General features: G+C 74.9%; 9 protein-coding genes and 6 pseudogenes. 11 read left to right on the forward strand and 4 right to left on the reverse strand.

The genetic code is table 11. The features are described 5' to 3' along the window. Positions 1-53: 53 nt before the first annotated feature. Positions 54-554 carry a hypothetical protein gene (locus Q3Y56_RS30765; protein ID WP_304465018.1) on the forward strand — a complete coding sequence of 167 codons (501 nt, stop codon included), beginning with the start codon at positions 54-56 and terminating at the stop codon, positions 552-554. An 84-nt stretch (positions 555-638) separates the two neighbouring features. Here the strand turns inward: Q3Y56_RS30765 and Q3Y56_RS30770 are convergent, their stop codons facing one another. Both Q3Y56_RS30770 and Q3Y56_RS30775 read right to left on the reverse strand, forming a co-directional pair. After that, on the reverse strand, positions 639-2,582 hold the full coding sequence (locus Q3Y56_RS30770) for an N-acetylmuramoyl-L-alanine amidase (RefSeq protein ID WP_304465878.1): 1,944 nt from the start codon (positions 2,580-2,582) through the stop codon (positions 639-641). Between the two features lie 263 nt (positions 2,583-2,845). Next, entirely contained in the window at positions 2,846-3,949 is a 1,104-nt protein-coding gene (locus Q3Y56_RS30775; RefSeq protein ID WP_304465019.1) for an aminoglycoside phosphotransferase family protein, read from the reverse strand. Between the two features lie 233 nt (positions 3,950-4,182). Here Q3Y56_RS30775 and Q3Y56_RS30780 point away from each other — a divergent pair. Next, a pseudogene (locus Q3Y56_RS30780) lies at positions 4,183-5,660 on the forward strand (hypothetical protein). Between the two features lie 72 nt (positions 5,661-5,732). Here Q3Y56_RS30780 and Q3Y56_RS30785 read toward each other — a convergent pair. Further along, positions 5,733-7,198: pseudogene (locus Q3Y56_RS30785) on the reverse strand (PP2C family protein-serine/threonine phosphatase). Between the two features lie 323 nt (positions 7,199-7,521). Here Q3Y56_RS30785 and Q3Y56_RS30790 point away from each other — a divergent pair. From Q3Y56_RS30790 to Q3Y56_RS30800, 3 genes are all read left to right on the forward strand, one after another. Further along, complete coding sequence (locus Q3Y56_RS30790) at positions 7,522-8,922, forward strand: HEAT repeat domain-containing protein (protein WP_304465020.1); 1,401 nt, start codon at positions 7,522-7,524, stop codon at positions 8,920-8,922. A gap of 205 nt (positions 8,923-9,127) precedes the next feature. Further along, positions 9,128-9,601, forward strand: a complete 474-nt coding sequence (locus Q3Y56_RS30795; RefSeq protein ID WP_304465021.1) for a carboxymuconolactone decarboxylase family protein — start codon at positions 9,128-9,130, stop codon at positions 9,599-9,601. Positions 9,602-9,632: 31 nt separating this feature from the next. Then, on the forward strand, positions 9,633-10,556 hold the full coding sequence (locus Q3Y56_RS30800) for an RNA polymerase sigma-70 factor (protein WP_304465022.1): 924 nt from the start codon (positions 9,633-9,635) through the stop codon (positions 10,554-10,556). A 162-nt stretch (positions 10,557-10,718) separates the two neighbouring features. Here the strand turns inward: Q3Y56_RS30800 and Q3Y56_RS30805 are convergent, their stop codons facing one another. Then, positions 10,719-11,471 (reverse strand): hypothetical protein, encoded by a 753-nt coding sequence (locus tag Q3Y56_RS30805; protein WP_304465023.1) that lies wholly within the window; start codon positions 11,469-11,471, stop codon positions 10,719-10,721. Positions 11,472-11,697: 226 nt separating this feature from the next. Here Q3Y56_RS30805 and Q3Y56_RS30810 point away from each other — a divergent pair. From Q3Y56_RS30810 to Q3Y56_RS30835, 6 genes and pseudogenes are all read left to right on the forward strand, one after another. Then, positions 11,698-12,875: pseudogene (locus tag Q3Y56_RS30810) on the forward strand (glycosyltransferase family 4 protein). Positions 12,876-13,111: 236 nt separating this feature from the next. Further along, a pseudogene (locus Q3Y56_RS30815) lies at positions 13,112-14,350 on the forward strand (glycosyltransferase); the annotation flags it as partial. 1,605 nt (positions 14,351-15,955) lie between these two features. Next, entirely contained in the window at positions 15,956-17,386 is a 1,431-nt protein-coding gene (locus Q3Y56_RS33635) for an SGNH/GDSL hydrolase family protein (protein WP_369696826.1), read from the forward strand. After that, positions 17,383-18,210 (forward strand): annotated as a pseudogene (locus Q3Y56_RS30825) (hydantoinase/oxoprolinase N-terminal domain-containing protein); the annotation flags it as partial. The gene Q3Y56_RS33635 and the pseudogene Q3Y56_RS30825, both read left to right, overlap by 4 nt. Before the next feature lie 152 nt (positions 18,211-18,362). Further along, positions 18,363-21,158: pseudogene (locus Q3Y56_RS30830) on the forward strand (hydantoinase B/oxoprolinase family protein); the annotation flags it as partial. A 91-nt stretch (positions 21,159-21,249) separates the two neighbouring features. Further along, positions 21,250-21,654, forward strand: a complete 405-nt coding sequence (locus Q3Y56_RS30835) for a sel1 repeat family protein (protein ID WP_304465024.1) — start codon at positions 21,250-21,252, stop codon at positions 21,652-21,654. Positions 21,655-21,711 lie beyond the last annotated feature (57 nt).

Consider the following 21,711-nt stretch of genomic DNA (forward strand, 5'->3'; position numbering starts at 1 on the left):
GCCGGCCGCTCCCCGCGCGGCGTGGCGGGCCGCCGGACACGTACCATGTCCCCATGTCGTTCCTCCGCCGCCGCAGCGCTCCCACACCCACCGGCCCGGACTTCGACGTCCTTGCCATGGACCCGGGCGACTGGCCCGGCGATCTCGGGGCCGGACTGCTGCCCGCGCCGGACGGCAGCTGCCAGGGGGTCTTCCTGCGCTACGACCTGTTCGGCGGCCGCGGACCAGCCATGATCATCGGCAATCTGCCGGCGGGGTCGCCGGTCCGCGAGCTGGCCGAGGGCCAGGTGCCGTTCGAGGTCACGCAGCTCCTCTCCGCCCTCGGCAACGAGGAGCCGGTGGAGGTGCTGGACACCGAGGACACCCCGGTGATGCACGAGGACAACCTGCTCATCGTGCGCCGGATCAAGATCTCCGAGAGCCGGGTCTCCTGTGTCCAGTTCGACCGCAGCGACGGCGTGCTCGTGACCATCGCCAGCTGGGACCGGCCGATCACCGACGACCTCTACCGGCTGCTCAAGCCGCTGCCCGCGGAGATGTTCCAGCAGGGCTGACCGCCCGCTCCGGCGGGGCGGCACACGCGCGGCGTACGGGGCCGGGTGTCCGGCGGACGCCGCGCGCGTGCCCAGGGGCCCGGTCTACCACCCCGCCGAATGACGCACCGTCACATCGCCGGCCTTCACGAACGCCACCCGGTGCCCGAACTGGATCTGGTAGTACGTCTCCGCACCCCGCACCACCTTGTGCCCGGCGGGGTCGAACGTCGTCGCCCACAGATACTCGCCGCGGGTCGCGAGCCCCAGGGCGTAGCGCTGCCCCGCGAGCAGCTTGTACGGCAGCGGCGAGACCGCCTGCACCGGGACGCCCTCCGGGTACGCCTCCTTCTCCGGGTACGCGCGTCCGTACACCGGTACCTCGGCCGACCCCTCCTTCGGCGTCACGACCCACCCGGCGGCGTCCACCGCGGTCGGCTGCCCCGCCGGGTTGCGGAACCACGCCTTCTGCCCCAGGTACCAGATCGCCGTCCAGTCGCCGGCGCGCTCCGCGACCGCGTATCGCTGGCCCGTGGACGCCCGCGCGCCCGTGTCGTTGACGCCGGTGGTCGACGGGCCGCCGTCGGGTCGCAGCCCGATGTCCTGGACCAGCGGAGCCGTGTCGCTCGGCGCGGTGTGCAGCCGCACCGCACCCGAGCCGTGCGGCGGGCACGCGTCGGCGGGCTTCACGCAGCCCGTGTACAGCGGCTGGTGCGTGTCGTAGTCGGGGCGGATGGTGACCAGACCGCCGTGCGGCCCGGCCGTACGGGTGAAGGGCGCGCCCAGCAGCCTGAAGTAGTGCGCCCAGTCCCAGTACGGGCCGGGGTCGGTGTGCATGCCCTTGATCGCCGGGGTCAGGGTGCCCGGCACGGTGTCGTGCCCCAGGATGTGCTGCCGGTCCAGCGGGATGCCGTACTTCCCCGCCAGGTGCCGCACCAGCCGGGCGGAGGTGCGGTACATCGCCTCCGTGTACCAGGCGTCGGGCGCGGCCAGGAACCCCTCGTGCTCCAGGCCCACGGACTTGGCGTTGACGTACCAGTTGCCCGCGTGCCAGCCGATGTCCCTGGTGGCCAGATGCTGCGCGATGTGCCCGTCGGCGGAGCGCAGCGAGTAGTGCCAGGACACGTATTTCGGGTCCTGCACCAGCTTCAGGGTGGTGTCCCACGTGGCCTCGGTGTCGTGGATGACGATGTAGTCGATCTTCTGGGACACCGGGCGGCTGCCCTTGTCGTGGTTGCCGTAGTCGCCGTCCCCGAGGTCCTGGTACGGGGCCGGGATCCACTCGCACGCCACGGTCCAGGGGCACTCCACGTGCCCGTCCCGGGCCTGCCGCCGCAGCCCCAGCGCGCTCAGCTGCCGGGTCCTGGGGGTGAGCGAGGGGGCGGCGTCGAGCACCACCCGCTGGCCCGCCTCGGTGACGCGCCGCTCGCCGTCGCGGATCACCGTGAAGACGTCGTCGGCGAAGACCTTGGCGGTGCCGGCGTCCGAGGCCCCGGAGTAGTCCGCCACGGCGGCGTACCAGTCGGCGGGGTCGGCACTCAGCGGCAGCCCCAGTCTGCGCTGGGTGGCTGCCAGCAGCGCGGCGCCACCGCGCACGTTGGCCGCCTCGTCGCGGCGCAGCGCGTCGGCGGCCAGTCCGGTCAGCTCCGCCGCGCGCTCCAGGGTGCGCAGCCGCGCCGGGAGCGAGGCCGGCGCGGGCGCCGCGGGCCGTTCGGCATCGGCGGTCCGCACCGCGCGCGCGGAGTCCCCGCGCGCGTCCTCGGTGCCGTGTCCGTGGTGCGGCGCCTCGGCCAGGGCGGTCGCCGCGTCGGTGAGGTGCATCGGGCCGTAGCCGCCGGTGACGCTCGGCGCGCCCCGGTGCCCGTCCCAGCGGGACTCCAGATACGACACGCCCAGCAGCACGCTCCGCGGTACGTGGTACCGCTCGGCCGCGTCGGCGAAGGCCCGCTGGAGGGTGTCGGACCGCGGCGGGGCCGCCGTGGCGGACGGCGCCGCGGCGAGCAGGGGCAGGAGCAGGGCCGTGGCCGCGGCGGCGCCCGCGGCCCGCAGGCCGATCGTGCGGCGGGCGGTTCGGGTACGGGCGCGTGGCTGGGGGGATCCTCGCAATGCAGCCTCCTCGGGGTGGGCCGTGCCATGCGCCCCCGGCCCGGGAGGTGTCCCCAGGTGGTGTGGCGCCGGCCGGCCGGTGCGGGGCCGAACTGCACCTAGAGGTAATCGCTGCCGGATGTTCCGTCAATCATGTCCGTGACAAGGCGGGTTGGCGTGTCGGCGCCCGCGCCACCGGTCCGCCACCGGTGGCGCTCCTCCGTCGGTCAGCGGGTCCCCACCGCGGCCCGTACCGCACGCCGTGCGAGCGCGCAGTCGTCGTGCAGCCTGCGCAGCAGCAACCGGTGCTCCTCGCCGGCCGCGGCCGCGCCCGGCGTCACCGGAGCCGGGTCGGTCATGGTGCGCTGCACGGCCGTCTCGTACCGGCGGATCTCCCGGGTCAGTACGAGCATCAGGTTCACCAGGAAGGCGTCCCGTGCCGCCGGGCCGTCCGCCTGCGCCAGCCCGCTGATCTCGCGCCGCGCGCCGGGGGCGTCGCCGAGCGCGGTCCACAGCGTCGCCAGGTCGTACCCGGGCAGGTACCAGCCCGCGTGGTCCCAGTCGATCAGCACCGGGCCGGCGGGGGAGAGCAGGATGTTGTTGAGCAGGGCGTCGCCGTGGCAGAACTGGCCGCGGCTCTGCCGCCCCGGGGCGTGCGCCAGCCCGTGCATGAGCTTCTGCAGGTCGCCCATGTCCCGGTCGGTGAGCAGCCCCAGCTCGTGGTAGCGCGTCAGCCGGGCGCCGTAGTCGAGCGGCGCGTCGAACCGGCCGGCCGGCGGGCGCCAGCCGTTGATCCGGCAGATCGCGGCGATCGCGGCCCGGATGTCGGCCCGGGGCGGCGGCTCGACCGGATGCCGCTGGGCGGCCGCGACCCGGCCGGGCATCCGCTCGATGACCAGTGTGCAGTTGTCCGGGTCCGCGGCGATCAGCCGGGGTACGCGCACCGGGGGTCGGTGCCGGACGAACGTGCGGTATGTCGCTATTTCTCCTTGGAACCGCTCCGCCCACGCCGACGAGTGGTCCAGCAGGCACTTGGCCACCGCGGTGCTGCGCCCTGTGGTGCCCACCAGGAGTACGGTCCGCCCGCTCCGCCGGAGCACCTGGACGGGGTTGAACTCCGGGCAGATCCGGTGCACCGCGGTGATCGCCGTGCGCAGCTGCGCGCCCTGCGGGCCGGACAGGTCGAGCCGTCCGCCCAGCGGCTGCGGCGCGAGTGCCTGGGCTCGCCGTGCCCGTCCGCCATGGGTGGGGTCGAGGAAGGGCCCTCCGCCGGGGTGCGGCTGGCGGTAGGGCCGGGATGGAGCGGACACGGAGGACGATGCTGCGTACATGGGCAATACAGATCCCTTCGCGTGCCGACGAGTTGCGTGCGTCCCCGGCCCCGGGCCGCGAGGCCGCACCCTGGGGAATGCGGTCCGGCCGCCGGGCCGGGGGCGCGTTCCTACACCACACCCCGTCGTGGGTGGCGCACCAAATGGCGGGGGTAGCGAACCCTGGCGAATAGTCGCGTGGCCCGTGACAGGTGGTTAATGTCGAAACCAGCCGAGGAACCTGGGGGCTTGACGTGACGAGGGAACCCAACGCCCGACTTGCGGACTTGTTCGGTCTCGCCGGATGGTCCAAAGGGGAGCTCGCGAGGCTCGTGAACCGGAAAGCGGCAGCCATGGGCTATCCGCAACTGGCGACCGACACCTCTCGGGTCCGGCGCTGGATCGAGACCGGCGAGACGCCGCGCGATCCCGTGCCGAAGGTCTTGGCAGCCCTGTTCACCGAGCGTCTCGGTCGTGTTGTGACCACCGAAGACCTCGGTTTCGGGCGACAACGACGCACGGGGAGAAGGAAGTCCGGCGACTCCCTGCCCTGGGCGCCCGATCGTGTGGCCGGGGTCCTCACCGAATTCACGGGAATGGACCTTATGTTCAACCGACGCGGCTTGGTGGGCGCCGGAGCGGCGCTCGCCGCAGGCTCAGTACTCAGCAACGCCATGTACGACTGGCTGCACACCGACCCGGCCCTCGCCACCGACGCCCCCGACTCGACACCCCCCTGAACGCCGAACCGGCGGGCTTCGACCCCTACGAGGCGGCGCCCGTCGGCTCCACGGAAGTCGCCGCGCTGGAGCGCTCGGTGGACATCTTCCGCGCCTGGGACGCCTCCCGCGGCGGCGGGCTGCAGCGCAAGGCGGTGGTGGGCCAGCTCAACGAGGTGGGCGGCATGCTCTCCTTCCGCCACCCCGACCATCTGCAGCGCAGGTTGTGGGGCGTCGCGGCCGATCTCGCGGTGCTCGCGGGCTGGATGTCGCACGACGTCGGTCTGGAGCCGACGGCGCAGAAGTACTTCCTCATCGCGGCGCACGCCGCCCGCGAGGGCGGGGACCGGCCGCGCGCCAGCGAGGCCCTGTCCCGCGGCGCCCGGCAGATGGTGCACCTCGGCAGGCCCGACGACGCGCTCGACCTGATGAAGCTGGCCAAGTCCGGGGCGGGGGAGGAGACCCTGCCGCGCACCCGCGCCATGTTCGCCACCATCGAGGCGTGGGCGCAGGCGGTCAAGGGCAACGGCCAGGCCGTGCGCCGTACCCTGGGCGAGGCGGAGGAGCTGTTCGTCTCCGACAAAGGGGACGTGCCGCCGCCGAGTTGGATGCAGTTGTTCAACGAGGCGGACCTGCACGGCATGGAGGGGCTGGTCTACCGCACGCTGGCGGAGCACGAGCCCGGCGCGTCCGGGGTCGCGCAGCACCACGCCAAGTTGGCGCTGGAGATGCGCGAAGGCGGCCGGGAGCGCTCGACGATCTTCGATCACATCTCGATCGCGTCCTCGTGCTTCCTGGCCGACGACCCGGAGCAGGCCGACCGGTACGCCCGGATGGCGCTGCTGTCGATCGGGGACAACTCCTCGCATCGCACCTGGGACCGGCTGCGGGAGATGTACCGGCTCACCGGCCAGTACGCCACCAGCAGCAGGATCAAGGAGCTGCGCGAGGAGATCCGGCTGGCGGATCCGAAGGGGCAGGGCCAGGGGTACGGCGGGACCGCGACCGTGTGAGGTGTGCGGCCCCGGCGTCCGCCGTTCCGGCTCGTGTGAGCACGGCCGGTCCGAGTCGTGTGCGCGGCGCGGTCAGTTCGAGAAGACGCGTGCGACGAGGACACACGCGTCGTCCTCGCGCTCCTCGTCACCGAACGCCTCGACCACCGTCCGTACGCACTCCTGGGCGCTGCGCGCGGCGGTGAGCCGCGGCGCGAGCTCCAGCAGCCGCTCGGTGCCCGCGTCCGTGTCGGTATCGGGGCTGCGGGGGCTGAGTCCGTCGGTGTGCAGCACCAGCAGGTCGCCCGGCTCCAGCCGCTCGACAGCCTGGGCGTACGTCGCGCCGGAGGTGGCGCCGAGCAGCACGCCGTCCGGTGACGGCAGCGCGCGCCCCGTCCCGTCGCGGAAGAGCAGCGGGGCGGGGTGTCCGGCCTGCGCCCAGACCAGGCTGCGGGTGTCCGGGGCGTACAGCGCGCAGACGGCGCTGCCCAGCGCGGGCTGCGAGGAGCTGTCGAGGAGCTGGTTGAGGTGGCCCATCAGGGCGCCGGGCTCGACCCCGGCCACGGCCATCCCGCGCAGCGCGCCGAGCAGCATCGCCATGCCGGTGGTGGCGGCGACGCCGTGCCCGGTGAGGTCGCCGACGCTCAGCAGCGTCCTGCCGCTGGGCAGTTGCAGCGCGTCGTACCAGTCGCCGCCGATCAGCGCGCTGGTCGCGGAGGGGAGGTAGTGCGCGGCGAGGTCGAGGGCGGCCGTGCCGCCGTGCGGGAGCCGCAGCGAACCGCGCCACGGGGGAGGACGGTTTCCTGGAGCTCGACCGCCAGCCGGTGCTCGGTCCGTGCGAAGTGCCGCTGGCGGCGCAGCGAGTCACGGGTCTCGCGCACCGCGAGCTGGCTGCGGCGCAGTTCGCTGACGTCCCGCAGCACCGCCCACAGGGAGGCGGTGCAGCCGGCGTCGTCGAGCACCGGCTCGCCCACCATGTGCACCGTGCGGACCTCGTCGTCGGTGCGGCGGATGCGGAACTCTCCGTCGATCGGCCTGCCGTCGACGAGGCAGCCGGTGACCAGCGAGGTCAGCACCTGCTGGTCGTCGGGGTGGAGCCAGGAGGGGAGCTCGTCCAGGGTGAGCCCGCCCTCGTCCGGGTGCCGGCCGAAGATCCGGCACAGTTCGTCGGACCAGTCCGCCTCGTCGGTGAGGAAGTTCCACTCGGCGCTGCCGACCCGGCTCGGCGGGGTGTCCGCGGGCCCGTCCCAGGGGCCGGGCCCCCGCTCGGGCTCCGGCTCGCCGTGCTCTGCGTACTCGCCCGGCTCGCCGGGGAGCCCGTCCCGCAGCTGGCCGAGCTGGACGCCGAGGTCGTCCAGGTGGTGCACGGCCAGATCGCACAGGGCGCGCTGCCAGCGCAACCGCGAGTCGTCCGGGCCCGGGAACTCCATGGAGGCGGTGTCGCGCCGCACGGCGTTCACGCCGCCGCGCAGCAGCCGGGTCTGCGAGATCAGCGCGTCGACTGCGCCGCGCTCGGGTGGCTGGGCGGCGGGGTGGTCCGCAGAGCGTGGGGACGGCATGAACGAAACTCCATACGGGCGCGGCGCGGCCAGGACTGGCGGAAGGGCCGGTAAGGACCGGTTACGACTGTTGCACACGCTGCGACATCGCGTAAGGGATTCTGCAATACCCGATACGGTGGTGCTGCTGGCATATGCCACCGGCCTTCCTGAGGCAAGTCGGTATACGACTCGGCGGAGCGAGCCATTCCGGGTAGGCTGCGGCGCTCGGGAACCCGCTGCCCATGCCGTTCATCAGGCATACCACGGCCGGACACCGGCAAGAATGCCGGTCGACGGAAATCCCGTTGCCAGCGAATCACACCGCACCGGATGCTGACCTCATGTTCGATCCAGACATAGCGCCCAGCGGCACCCTGCTCGGCCTCCTGCAGCGAGGCCGCGGCGACGGGACCCTGCATGCCCTCGCCGCGCCGCGGGCCGAGGCGCTCGCGGCACTGCACCACTGCGTGCTGCGCGACCCCCGCCGCGACTGGCAGGTCGAGAACCGCTCGCTGTACTACGCCCGGCTCTGCCTGGACCTGCGCGCCGACCTCGGAGAAATCGAACAGCACCTGTTTCACCCCGACGATCTACTGGACACCGCGGAGGAGCGCACCGGGCTCGCCCTGTCCGTTCTCGGCCATCTCGCCAGCTACGGCCGCGACGACGCCCTGCTGCTCCTGCGCCGCTACGCCGCCACCGGCGCGAACTGGGCCTGGGCCCTGGACGAGCTGGCCCTGCGCGACGACGACACCGCCCTGCGCGCCCTCGGCCCCGCCGTGCTCGCCCGTTTCCCCTGTACCCCGGACGGCGACGCGGAGCTGGCCGCCGCCGCCCGCGGCGCCTACGAGCCCCGCCCCTGGCGGCTGTGGGCCGACGACCCCGTCCACGGCACGCGGGTCCGCGCCGCACAGGAACGCACCGCGTTCGACCGCTGGCAGCGCCAGCTGCGCCCCTCCGGCCCGCGCCCCGGCTGGAGCGTCCACGACGTCCTGCAGTGGGCGCAGGAGGAGCACGACGCCCGCCGCTCCGACGCGGCCGCCCGCTGCCTGACCGCCGTGGCCGGCCCCGAGGACCGCCCCGAACTGCTCGCCGCAGCCGCCTCGGGCCCCGACGCGGCACGCGCCGCCGCGCTGCGCCACCTCGCCGAGACCGGCGACCCCGACGTCCTCGACCTCATCGAGGCCGCGGCCACCGGCCCCGCCCCGGACCTGGTGACCCAGGCGGCCCTGACCGCGTTCGAGCGCATGCGCAGCATCACCGCCCTGGACCGCGCCCGCCTCTGGGCCCAGCGGCCCGACGCGCTCGGCGACGCGGCCGCCGCGATGCTCGCCTGCCGCGGCGGCCAGTACGACTCCGGCCTGGTCCTCGCGGCACTGCGCAGGACCGTCCGCGGCGAGGGCCCCGACGCCCGGACCCTGTGGGCCCTCGTCGAAGGCGCCGGACGGCTGGCCATCGGCTGCGCGGCCCCCGTCCTGCGGCACATCTACCGCGAGACCGCCTCCTCCCACCTGCGCGGCGTCGCGGCCCACGCCCTCGCCGCCACCGACCCCTCCTTCGCCGCGGGCTTCGCCGTCGAGTGCCTGTGGGACTGCGAGGAGAGCACCCGCGAACTGGCCGCCCGCCACGCCGCCACCGCCGACTCCCGCGTCGTGGACCAGCTCCGCAGACTGGCCGCGGACCCGGTGGAGGAGGCGGAGGTCCAGACGGCGGTACGCAGCCGCTTCGCCCCGGACGCGTAGCACCTCCCGGCGAGGGCCCGCGCGAGTGCAGCCCTGTGGGTCGAGTGCGTCGAATCCGTCGGCCGACGTGCGCCACGCCTGGACGTACACCGCCCGGACGCGCGCCGACGGCCGGGAGACGCAGGTCACATGCGTCCGTGTCACAGGGGGTCGGGCTACCCCGTCTCAGGGGGTGTAGCCACTGACGACCACGGAGGAGCACACCATGGACGCCCGACTGAACTTCTTCGCCGACCCGACCGCCGGCAAGGTCCTCAAGTACCTCATGTCGGCGGGCAAGGCGCTCAAGGACTCGCCGCTGCCGGACGCGACGCAGGAGCTGGTTTCGCTTCGCGTGAGTCAGATCAACGGCTGCGCCGTCTGCCTCGACATGCACACCAAAGAAGCCGCCGCTGCCGGTGAGACCTCGGTGCGGCTGAACCTGGTCGCGGCGTGGCGCGAGGCCACGGTCTTCACGGAGGCCGAGCGCGCCGCGCTGGAGCTGGCGGAGGAGGGGACCCGGGTCGCGGACGCGGCCGGTGGGGTCAGCGACGAGGTCTGGGCGAATGCCGCCGAGCACTACGACGAGGAGCAGCTCACCGCCCTGGTGATCCTGATCTCCTTCATGAACATGGCGAACCGGATGAACGTCATCACCCAGCAGCCGGCCGGCGACTACGTGCCCGGGCAGTTCCACTGAGCGGCAGGGCTTCAAGGGGAGGGGATTCGGCGTGAGCAAGGTCGAGGAGTTCGAGGAACTGCGGCCGCTGCTGTTCTCGATCGCCTATCGGATTCTGGGCAGCGTGGGTGAGGCCGAGGACGCGGTGCAGGAGACATGGCTGCGCTTCGACGGCTCGGCGACCCGGCCCACGTCGACCAAGGCGTTTCTGTCGGCCGCGGTGACGCGGATCTCGATCGACGTGCTGCGCTCGGCCCGTGTCCGACGGGAGGAGTACGTCGGGCCGTGGTTTCCCGAGCCGCTGCTCGCCGACCCTTACGAGGACCCGGCGCGGTCGGTGGAGCTGGCCGACTCGGTGTCGATGGCGGCGCTGCTGCTGCTGGAGCGGCTCAGCCCGCTGGAGCGGGCGGTGTTCGTGCTGCGGGAGGTCTTCGGCTTCGGGTTCGACGAGGTCGCCGCGGCGGTGGGGCGGTCGGAGGCGGCGTGCCGGCAGCTGCTGGTGCGGGCGCGGCGGCATATGGAGGCCGGGCGGCCGCGCTTCGAAGCGGCCCGCGAAGAGCGGGAGGAACTGGCGTCGCGGTTCTTCGACGCCCTCCGCGAAGGCGACGTCGCCGGCCTGCGGGAACTGCTCGCCGCCGACGTAGCGATGGTCGGCGACGGTGGTGGCAAGGCCCCGCAGCTGGCCAGGCCCGTCGTCGGCGCCGACAACGTGGCCCGGCTGCTTGCCTCCGTCGTCCCCTGGCTGGCCCGGATCGACGTGACGTTCGCGCCGCACGAGGTCAACGGCCAGCCGGGCGCGATCTTCCGCGACCGGGACGGCAAGGTGCTCCACACCATGGCGCTCGACGTACTCGACGGGCAGATCCAGACGATCCGCTCGGTGATCAACCCCGACAAGCTCGGGCACGTGGGCCCGGTAGCGGACGCCTGGGCGATCCACCGCGAAGTACGACAAGTGCGGCGACCCGCGCAGTAGTCACAACGGTCGACCGCACCTCGAACGCTCTCGGTCGCCCCGGACTGTGCCGTGCCCACCGGCAGCGCGCCGGTGGGATGGCCGTCACGCATCGCGGGACGGCCAGGGCGGGCGTCTCAAGGCTCATCCGCCGCACCAGGCATGCCCGGGGCAGGGCGTCGCTCAGCGGCTGTCGGCGCCGAAGGTCTCGCTTTCGCGCAGTACCGCCAGCGCGAAGGCGAGACGCTTGTCCAGCCAGCCGTCCCGCTTGACGAAGTACCAGCGCTTGCCCTCGGTGCTCCGCGGGAAGGTCAGCACCGCCTCCCCGTACTCCCCGTCCGCCCCCTCCTCCTCCGCGTCCTCCGCGCCCACCGCCCAGACCACCGGCTTGGCGCTCGCCCCAGAGCCCGTCCCTTCGTCGGACCCGAAGGACAGCAGGGAGTCGACGACCCCGTCGAGGACATGGCCCACCCCGCGCCCCAGGGATGCTCCCGAGCCGCCCCTCGCCCAGTTGCGGGGGGCCACGATGGCCGGGTGCCCAGGCTGTTCCATCCACAGGCCCTGCTGGGTGAGCCGCTTGGTGACCGGGGTGCGGCGGACCGAGCCGAGCTCCCGGCCGGTGGCGTCCGTCACCCGGTAGCGATCGGAGCCGTCCGGGAGCACCGTGCACAGCAACTGCCGGCTGCCCTCGTCCTCGAAGAGCCGGAAACCCCCCTTCGAGAGCGGTACGTCCGCCTCCACGGGGACGATGTAGACGCCGGGCACCATGTACTCGTCGACGCCGCGTGTCCTCATGAACCGGACCGCGTGCGCGCCCTCGCCCCGCTTCGACTTGCGGACCGTGTGCCGCATCATCCTGCCCACCGTGAACTGGGTGATCTCGTCCCAGTGCACCGCCTCAAAGGGCTCGACCCGCCTGTTCCTTCCGAATGCCATCGGCTTCCCCTCCCGGTCCCCTCGGATTCCTCTCCGGCGGCACGACAATACGAAATGGGCCCGAAGCCCCTGCCGGGCAGGCAGGTTGCGAGGCCGCCACCGGGGCGCGGCGCCCGACGGCTCCTCGCCGGGAGGCGACCCGGCGTAGGCCAACGCTCATGGGACGTTCCCCGCGCGGAAAGATGCGCGCCGCCGGGGCTACCCCTGGTGCGCCGACAACAGCGGTATGCGTGTCGCCATCGTGACCGAATCCTTTCCGCCCGACGTCAACGGCGTCGCCCACTGCGCCCTGCAGACCGCCCGGCACCTGCGACGACGCGGCCACCACCCGCTCGTCATCGCCCCCGCCGGGCCGCCCGACGCCACCGCGATCCCCGCCCCCGCGGTCCCCGACACCGAGGACCCCGGCCTCGAGCACCCCGACCTCGAACGCCCCTGCCCCGTCGTCCGCATCCCGTCCCTTCCACTGCCCGGATACCCCCAGGTCCGCGTCGCCCTCCCCAGCCGCCGCCTCGCCTCCGCCCTCACCGAGCACCGCACCGAACTCGTCCACCTCGCGAGCCCCTTCGTCCTCGGCGCCCGCGGCATGACCGCCGCACTGCGCCTGCGCATCCCCGCGGTCGCCGTCTACCAGACCGACCTCGGCGGCTACGCGCGCACCTATCTCGGCGCCGGGGAGAGCGCCGCCTGGCGGCGCATACGGGCCGTGCACACCGCCGCCGACCGCACCCTGGCCCCCTCCACGGCCGCCGCCCGCGATCTCGACGAACACGGCGTGCCGCGCGTACGGCTGTGGCCGCGCGGCGTCGACACCGAACGCTTCCAGCCGCGGCACAGGGACATCGCACTGCGCCGCACCCTCGCCCCGCCGGCGAACTCCTCGTCGGCTACGTCGGCCGACTCGCCCCGGAGAAGAGCGTGCACCTCCTCGCTCCTCTCTGCGTGCTCCCCGGAGTCCGCGTGGTGGTCGTCGGAGACGGCCCCAGCGAACCCGCGCTGCGCGCTCTCCTGCCCGGCGCGCACTTCCTCGGCCGCCGCACCGGCACCGAACTCGCCCGGATCTTCGCCTCACTGGACGTCTTCGCGCACACGGGCGCACAGGAGACGTTCTGCCAGACCGTGCAGGAGGCGCAGGCATCCGGCGTCCCGGTGATCGCCCCCGCCGCGGGCGGTCCCCTGGACCTGGTCGAGCACGGCCGTACAGGACTCCTGGTACCTCCCGGCGACGCGGAAGCCCTGCGCGACACGGTCACGCTGCTCGCCGCGGACCCGCGTCTTCGCGCCCACCTCGCCCGCGAGGGGCGGGCCGCCGTGGCGGACCGCACGTGGGCCGCCGTCGGCGACCAACTCCTGGACCACTACGCCGAGGTGCTGGCGGCCCGCACGGCGGTGGCGGCGGCATGAGCGGCGCGCACCGTCCACAGACGGCACCGGCACGCGCGGGGGACTCGGCAGCGGCAGCGGGCCGGGGACCGGCGGGGGGCCTGGCAGCGGCAGCGGTCCGGAGACCGGCGGGGGGCCCGGCTTCGGGTCCGGCGGGGGCACCGGGAGGGGGCCCGGCCTCGGTCCCGGCTCTGGGTCCGGCGGGGGTACCGGGAGAGGGCTCGGCCTCGGGACCAGCTCCGGCTTCCGGCTCAGCCTTGGCTGCGGCTCGCGTCCCGGCAGGGACTCCGGTTCGCGCCCCGGCACCCCTGCGCATCGTCCGGCTCGCCAACTTCGTCACGCCCGCCTCCGGCGGACTCCGTACCGCCCTGCGCGAACTGGGTGCCGGCTACCGGGCCGCCGGCCATGAGCCCGTCCTCGTCGTGCCCGGCGAGCGCGTCTCGGACACGGACACCGAACAGGGCCGGGTCATCACCGTGCCGGGCCCGCGCGTCCCCGGCACCGGCGGCTACCGGGTCCTCACCGACCGACGGCGGCTCACCCGGCTGCTGGAGGCGCTGGCACCCGACCGGCTGGAGGTGTCCGACCGTACGACGCTGCGCTGGACCGGGGAGTGGGCCCGCCGCGCCCGCGTACCCGCCGTGATGGTCTCCCACGAGAGCGCCGACGGCGTGCTGCGCACCTGGGGCGTGCCCGAGGGCGCCGCCCGCCGCGTCGCCGACCGGCTCAACCTCCGTACCGCACACGCGTATTCGCGGGTGGTGTGCACCACCGAGTGGGCGGCCCGCGAGTTCGTACGGATCGGCACGCACAACCTCGTCCACGCTCCGCTCGGGGTGGACCTCGACCACTTCCACCCTGCCCGGCACAGCGCGTCGCTGCGCGCCCGACACGCGGACGGCGCCGCCGTCCTGCTCGTCATGTGCTCCCGGCTCTCCCCCGAGAAGCGGCCGGGCCACGCGCTGGACGCGCTCGCCGAACTGCGGCGGCGCGGTGTGCCCGCGACGCTCGTGGTCGCGGGCGACGGCCCACTGCGCCCGCGGCTGGAGAACCGGGTCCGGGAGGAGGGGCTGCCCGCCGAGTTCCTCGGCCATGTCGCCGACCGAGGTGCGCTCGCCGCGCTTCAGGCCAGCGCGGACCTCGTCCTGGCCCCGGGCCCGGCCGAGACGTTCGGACTGGCGGCGCTGGAAGCGCTGGCCTGCGGCACGCCCGTGGTGGTCAGCGCCCTGTCCGCCCTCCCGGACATCGTCGGCCCGGCGGGCGAGACGGCCGCCGACCGGGGGCACCTCCTGGGGGTACCGCCTGGGGGCACCTCCCAGCGGCCGCGCTGGGGGAGGAGTCCGGGGGAGGTGGCCGGGGCAGGCCCGGCCTTCGCGGACGCGGTCGAACGGCTCCTGGCCCGCCCCGCCCCGGACCGCCGCGCGGCGGCCCGCGCGCGAGCCGAACGCTACGGCTGGCCGGCGGCCGTCGCCGCGTTTCTGAGTGCGCACGACGCCGCGCCGCTCCGCGATCCGCGCAGCGGCCCGGCGCACACGGACGGCTCCGCCGTCGCGCGGCACGCGGCGGGCACGACACGCCGGGAGGTGACCGCGGGTGCGCGTGCGGACGGTGCCGCCGCCGCGTCCGGGGGTCGGCGGATGGCCCGCGCGCGGACGGGTACGGGTACGGGGACAACGACGGGTACGCGTACGGGGAGGGGGAGACGGGGGACGATACCGCGGACGGTGACGCCCCGGTCCGTCGCCCGGGCCACGCCGCATCCATGGCCGACCGGGCCACGTCGGACGCGCCTGCCACCTCGCCGACACCCGCCGCAACCTCCACCGGCCGGCCACGCACGCCTCCCGATCGCTCAACGGCGGACGCGGTGGCTTCGGCGAGCACACGCGGGTTCGTGCCCGAGCCCGGTGCCGTCGTCCCGGAGGCGCCCGCCACCCCCGAGGCCGAGCCGAATGCCTCCTGCCTCGTGCCCACGCCTGGTGACCTCGCCACGGAGACGCCCGTCGGCCCGGAGGCCGAGCCCGCAGCCCCCGGGTTCGTGACCACGCCCGGTGCTCCCGACCACGGCCTCGCGCCCGGCGTTCCCGGCGGCGTGCCCACGCCTGGCGCTACCGGTCACCTGCACACACCCGGCGGCGTTCCCGGGGTCACCTCGCCTCAGGTCCGAGGCCCGCGATGACCGCCGACGCCGACGGGGTGGACCGGCGGGGGCGCGGCCCGACGGGGCGGCGCTCGGGAGGAGCCGCGCAGGAGCGGGGCGCGACGAGCCCGCGTTCACCGGAGCCCGAGGTCGCCGCGACCGGAGCCGAGCCGGACCCGGCAATCGCGGCCGCGGACGCCGTCTTAGACCGAGGGTCCGGCCGTTCCGGCCGGGTGTCCCAAGGACAGGCCGTGGCGGCTGCACGCGAGGGGGCCCACCCGGGCGTCGTACACCGCGGGACCGGCGCGCCCGGCCCGCCGGGCCCGCCCGGCAGCGGGGCGACGACCGTCGCGGGTGCCGGTTCCCAGGGGACGCGGCGGCCGCTTCCGTCCGGCGCCGGCGGCGGCCCCGCCCGCGGCGCCGACACGGCCACCGCGATCCCTTCCGACGACGGCCGCCGCTGCGACACGCCGTCCGACGTGCCGCCGTACGGGATGACGGTGCCGTTGGGCAGGACGGCCGTGCCGCCGGATGGGACCTCCGTGCCGCTGTGCGGGGTGACCGTGGTGCCGGGTGGGGCCTCTGAGTCGCTGTGTGGGACGGCCGTGGTGCCGGGTGGGGCCTCTGAGTCGCTGTGTGGGACGGCCGTGGTGCCGGGTGGGGCCTCCGTGCCGCTGTGTGGGACGGCCGTGGTGCCGGGTGGGGCCTCTGAGCCGCTGTGTGGGACGGCCGTGCTGCCGGATGGGGCGACCGTGCCGCCGTGTCGGGCGGCCGTGGTGCCGAGCGGGGCCCCGCGCCGCTGTGCGGGACGGCCGTGCTGCCGGGTGGGGCGACCGTGCCGCCGTGTCGGGCGGCCGTGGTGCCGGGTGGGGCGACCGCGCCGCCGGGTGGGGCGACCGTGCCGCCGTGTCGGGCGGCCGTGGTGCCGGGTCGGGCCTCTGCGCCGCCGCACGAGGCCGCCGTGTCGCTGCATGGCACCCCCGCGCCGCTGCACGGCGCCCCCGCGCCGGGCGGGACCCCCGTCCCGACGGGCGGGACAGCGGAGGCGAGCCCCGCGCCCCAACGGCTCGTCCCGGCAACGCCTCACGTGCCGCCGCCGCGGCGTGTCGCGCCACCGCCACTGCGGTTCGTCGCCCTGGGCGACTCCCTGACCGCGGGGTTCGGCGACCCCGTGCCCGGGGGAGGTTGGCGGGGTTGGGCCGCGCTCCTGGCGGACGGGCTCGTGGCCCGGCCCGGGGGCGTAGAGCTGGTCAACGTGGCCCGGAGCGGCGCGCTCACCGCCGACGTCGCCGGTTCGCAGCTCGCCGCCGCGCGCCGGGTCCGCTCCGGCCTCGCCTCCGTCGTGGCCGGAGCCAACGACACCCTGCGGGCCGCCTTCGACATCCGGCGCGTCGCCGACGCGTTCGACGTGGCGATCGGCAGTCTCACCGCCGACGGCGCCGTCGTCCTCACCGCGTGTCTGCCCGACCCCGGCCGGATGCTGGGCCTCCCCGCGCCGCTCGCCCGCCCGCTGCGGCGCCGTATGGAAGCGGTGAACACCGTGGTGCACGTCCTGTCACGGCGGTACGGGGCCGTGCACGTCCACCTCGCCGACCACCCCTGGACCGCCCGGCGGGCCGCGTGGAGCGTGGACCGGCTGCATCCCAGCGAACTCGGACACCGGCTGCTGGCCCGGGAGTTCCACGGGGCGCTCGTCGCGCGCGGCCTGGCGACCGGCGCCCCGCCTGCGGCGTGTCCCGAAGGGCCGCCGCCCTCGCGAGCGGCCGCCGCCCGATGGATGGCGACTCGCGGCACCCGCTGGATCGCCGACCGCTGCACCGACCTCCTCCCGGCGCTTCTCGGCCTGGCGGTGCGCGAGAGCCGCCATCTGTTCCTGGGCACCGACCGCCTCCTGGACCTGCGTGCCCGCAGCGCGACGCGCGCCGCGCTCGCCGACCTCGCGCGGCGGCGACACGCCCATACCGACTCGCCCAAGCCCGCCACCGACACACCGGGCGCTGCCCCGTTTCCGCCTGGCCCGTACCCGCCTGGCCCGTACCCGCCGGGCGCCGCCCCGCTTCCGTCCGACCCGTACACGCCGGACCTCGCCCCGCTTCCGTCCGGCCCGGGCACGCCAGACCTCGACCCGCCTCCGCCCGGCCCGTGCACGCCGGACGCCGCCCCACCTCCGCCCCGTCCCGACACCCCGTACGCCACTCCGCCTCCACCCCGCCCCGACACCCCGTACGCCGCCCCACCCCGCCCCCGCCCGGACGCACCGGACCCCGCCCCGCCTCCGCCTCGCCCCGGCGCACCGCACGCCACCCCGCCCCAACCCCACCCCGACACGCCGGACCCCGCCCCGCCGCCGCCCCCTCCCGCTACGCCCGGCGCTGCGACAATGACGGGATGACGACCGGACGCTGGGAGTTCTGGATCGACCGTGGCGGCACCTTCACCGACGTCATCGGCAAGCGGCCCGACGGCCGCCTGGTCGCCCGCAAAGTGCTCTCGCACCATCCCGAGCGGTCGCAGGACGCGGCCGTCTTCGGGATTCGGCAGACCTTGGGGCTGCGCCCCGGCGAGCCCGTCCCGGCCGAGCGGGTCTCCGTCGTCAAGATGGGCACGACCGTCGCCACCAACGCCCTGCTGGAGCGGACCGGCGAACCCACCGTCCTGGTCGTCACCCAAGGGTTCCGGGACGCCCTGCGCATCGCCTACCAGAACCGTCCGCGGCTCTTCGACCGCCGGATCCTGCTGCCCGAGGCGCTGTACGACCGGGTCGTGGAGGTCCCGGAGCGGGTCGACGCGCACGGCGAGGTCGTGACGCCGCTGGACCTGGACGCCGCCACCGAGGCGCTGCGCGCCGCCCACCGCGACGGCTTCCGCAGCGCCGCCGTCGTCCTGCTGCACGGCTACCGCCACACCGCCCACGAACGGGCGGTCTGCGCGGTGGCCAGGGACCTCGGCTTCACCCAGGTCAGCTGCTCGCACGAGGTCAGCCCGCTGATGAAGCTCGTACCGCGCGGCGACACGACGGTGGTCGACGCCTACCTCTCGCCGATCCTGCGCCGTTACGTGGAGGACGTGGCCACGGAACTGCGCGGCATCCGGCTGATGTTCATGCAGTCCAACGGCGGGCTGCGCGAGGCCGCGCACTTCCGCGGCAAGGACGCCGTGCTGTCGGGCCCCGCGGGCGGCGTCGTCGGCATGGTGCGGTCCTCCGCCGAGGCCGGCCTCGGGCCAGGACCAGAAGGACCAGGGCCCGGCCCCCGCCCCGCCCCCGCCCCGGCCCCCGCCCCGGCCCCGGCCCCCGCCCCGGCCCCGGGTCAGGACCAGAGCCAGGACCAAAGCCAGGGACCGGCCCCGGACCAGGGCCCGGCCCCGCGTACGACCGTGTCATCGGCTTCGACATGGGCGGCACCTCCACCGATGTGTCGCACTACGCCGGGGAGTTCGAGCGGGTCTTCGGCACCGAGGTCGCCGGGGTGCGGATGCGCGCCCCCATGATGAACATCCACACCGTCGCCGCGGGCGGCGGCTCCGTCCTCCACTTCGACGGGCGCCGCTACCGCGTCGGCCCGGACTCCGCCGGCGCCGTGCCGGGACCCGCCTGCTACCGGCGCGGCGGCCCCCTGACCGTCACCGACGCCAACCTCATGCTCGGCCGCGTCCAGCCCGCCCGCTTCCCGGCCGTCTTCGGCCCGCACGGCGACCAGCCGCTCGACGCCGAGCTGGTACGGGACCGCTTCGCCACCCTCGCCGAGGAGATCACCCGGGCCACCGGCGACCGGCGCGGGCCCGAGGAAGTCGCCCGGGGTTTCCTCGACATCGCCGTGCTCAACATGGCCAACGCCGTCAAGAAGATCTCCGTACAGCGCGGCCACGACGTGACCCGCTACGCCCTGACCAGCTTCGGCGGCGCGGGCGGCCAGCACGCGTGCGCCGTCGCCGACGTGCTCGGCGTGACCACCGTGCTCGTACCGCCGCTGGCAGGCGTGCTGTCCGCGTACGGCATCGGCGTCGCGGACGCCACCGCCATGCGCGAGCAGGCGGTGGAGACCGAGCTGACCGACGACGCGCTGCCCCGCATCCGCGAGCTGTGCGAGACCCTCGCCGAGCGCACCCGCGCCGAGCTCGTCGACGACGGCGTGCCGCGCGCCTCCATCGGCACCTCGGCCCGCGTCCACCTGCGCTACGCGGGCACGGACGCAGGCATCCCCGTCCCCCTCGACACCGCCGCCGCGATGCGCGCGGAGTTCGTCCGCGTCCACCGCACCCGCTACGCCTTCACCATGGACAAACCGCTGGTCGCCGAGGCCGTGTCGGTGGAGGCGACCGGCTCGGCGGGCGGCACCCGCGCCCACACGGTCAAGCCCCCGGAGACGGCTGCCCCACCCGTGACCGTCCGGATGTTCACCGACGGCGCCTGGCGGGACACCCCGCTCCACGAACGCGCCGCGCTGCGCCCCGGCGACACCGTCACCGGGCCCGCGATCATCGCCGAGGAGGACGCCACCACCGTCGTCGACCCCGGCTGGCAGGCGGCGGTCGGCGACCGCGGCCACCTCGTGCTGACCCGGGTGACACCCCGGCCGCGCACCGTCGCGGTCGGCACCGACGTCGACCCGGTGCTGCTGGAGGTCTTCAACAGCCTCTTCATGGCCATCGCCGAGCAGATGGGGGTGCGCCTGGAGAACACCGCCCACTCCGTCAACATCAAGGAGCGGCTCGACTTCTCCTGCGCCCTGTTCGACGCCGAGGGCAACCTCATCGCCAACGCCCCGCACATCCCCGTGCACCTCGGCTCGATGGGGGAGTCCATCAAGGAAGTGCTGCGGCGCAGGCGGGGCGACCTGCGGCCGGGCGACGTCTACGCCGTCAACGACCCGTACCACGGCGGCACGCACCTGCCCGACGTCACCGTGGTCACCCCGGTCTTCGACGAGGAGGGAGCCGACCTGCTCTTCCTCGTCGCCTCCCGCGGCCACCACGCCGAGATCGGCGGCATCACCCCCGGCTCCATGCCCGCGTTCAGCCGCACCATCCAGGAGGAGGGCGTCCTCTTCGACAACTGGCTGCTGGTACGGGACGGCGAGCTGCGCGAGGCGCAGACCCGGGAACTGCTCACCGCCGGCCCGTACCCGTCCCGCGCCCCGGACGCCAACCTCGCCGACCTGCGAGCCCAGATCGCCGCCAACGAGAAGGGCATCCACGAACTGCGCCGCATGATCGGGCAGTTCGGGCTCGACGTGGTGCGGGCCTACATGCGGCACGTGCGGGACAACGCCGAGGAGTCGGTCCGCCGCACCATCGCCACGCTCCACGACGGCTCGTACCGCTACGAGACCGACAGCGGCGCGGTCATCCAGGTCGCCGTGACTGTCGACCGTCAGGCCCGGTCCGCGGTGCTGGACTTCACCGGCACCTCCCCACAACAGCCCGGCAACGCCAACGCGCCCAGCTCCGTGGTGATGGCCGCAGTGCTGTACGTCTTCCGGACCCTGGTCGCCGAGGACATCCCGCTCAACAGCGGCTGCCTCGAACCGCTCCAGGTCCGCATCCCCGAGGGCTGCATGCTCGCCCCCGTCCACCCGGCGGCCACCGTCGCGGGCAACGTGGAGACCTCGCAGGCGGTCACCGGCGCGCTGTACGCCGCGCTCGGCGTCCAGGCCGAGGGCTCCGGCACCATGAACAACGTCACCTTCGGCAACGACCGCGTGCAGTACTACGAGACCGTGGCCAGCGGCTCGGGCGCCGGCGACGGCTTCGACGGCGCGGACGCCGTACAGACGCACATGACCAACTCCCGGCTCACCGACCCCGAGGTGCTGGAGTGGCGCTACCCGGTACGGGTGGAGAGCTTTGCGGTACGGGAGGGCAGCGGCGGCCGCGGCCGGTGGCGCGGCGGCGACGGCGTCACCCGGCGCATCCGCTTCCTGGAGCCGATGACGCTGGCGCTGCTGACCGGCCACCGGCGGATCCCGCCGTACGGCATGGCGGGCGGCGAGCCCGGCGCCCGCGGCCGCAACCAGCTCGAACGCGCCGACGGCACGGTCGAGGAACTGGCGGGCTGCGACACGGCGGAGGCCGCCGCCGGAGACGTCCTGGTGGTCCACACCCCGGGCGGCGGGGGCTACGGAACGCCCGCCCGCCCATCAGCCGCTCCTGTCAGCCATCCCTGAATGGCCATCACGTCCTGAATGTCCATCAGGCACGGCCTTCCCCGGTGCCAGGCGGAGCGCCACAATGACGGCGGGGGAAGAGGGGGCGGCCATGCGCGGACCTTGGGCCTGGTGGCGGCGGCGCGGCAGACGGCGCGGCGGGACCGGCGGTCTCGACCCGGAGCTGCTCGCGGCGGTCCACTCGGCGTACGAACGCGGCACGCCGGTCCCGGAGGCGGCCGCCCGCGCGGCGGCCGAGGCCGGCGACCGGCGCGGCATGACGGTCTACGGAATCGGCCTGGGCAACCGGGGCGAGTACGAAGCGGCCGAGCACTGGCTGCGCTCCGCGATGGCGCTCGGCGACCTGGCAGCGTCGGTGGTACTCGGCACCCTCCACCTGGACCTCGGCCGCTACGCCGAGGCGGAGCGCGTGCTGCGCCCGGCCGCCGACCGCGGCCACAACGGCGCCCGCCTCGCCCTGCGCGAGGCCCGCGCCCGCCGCAACGGCCACGGCTGACCCGCCGCGTCGTCCTCAATCGCCGGACGGGCTCGATTTTCGAGCCCGTCCGGCGAT

The sequence above is a fragment of the Streptomyces sp. XD-27 genome, assembly GCF_030553055.1.
Taxonomy (GTDB): Bacteria; Actinomycetota; Actinomycetes; order Streptomycetales; family Streptomycetaceae; genus Streptomyces.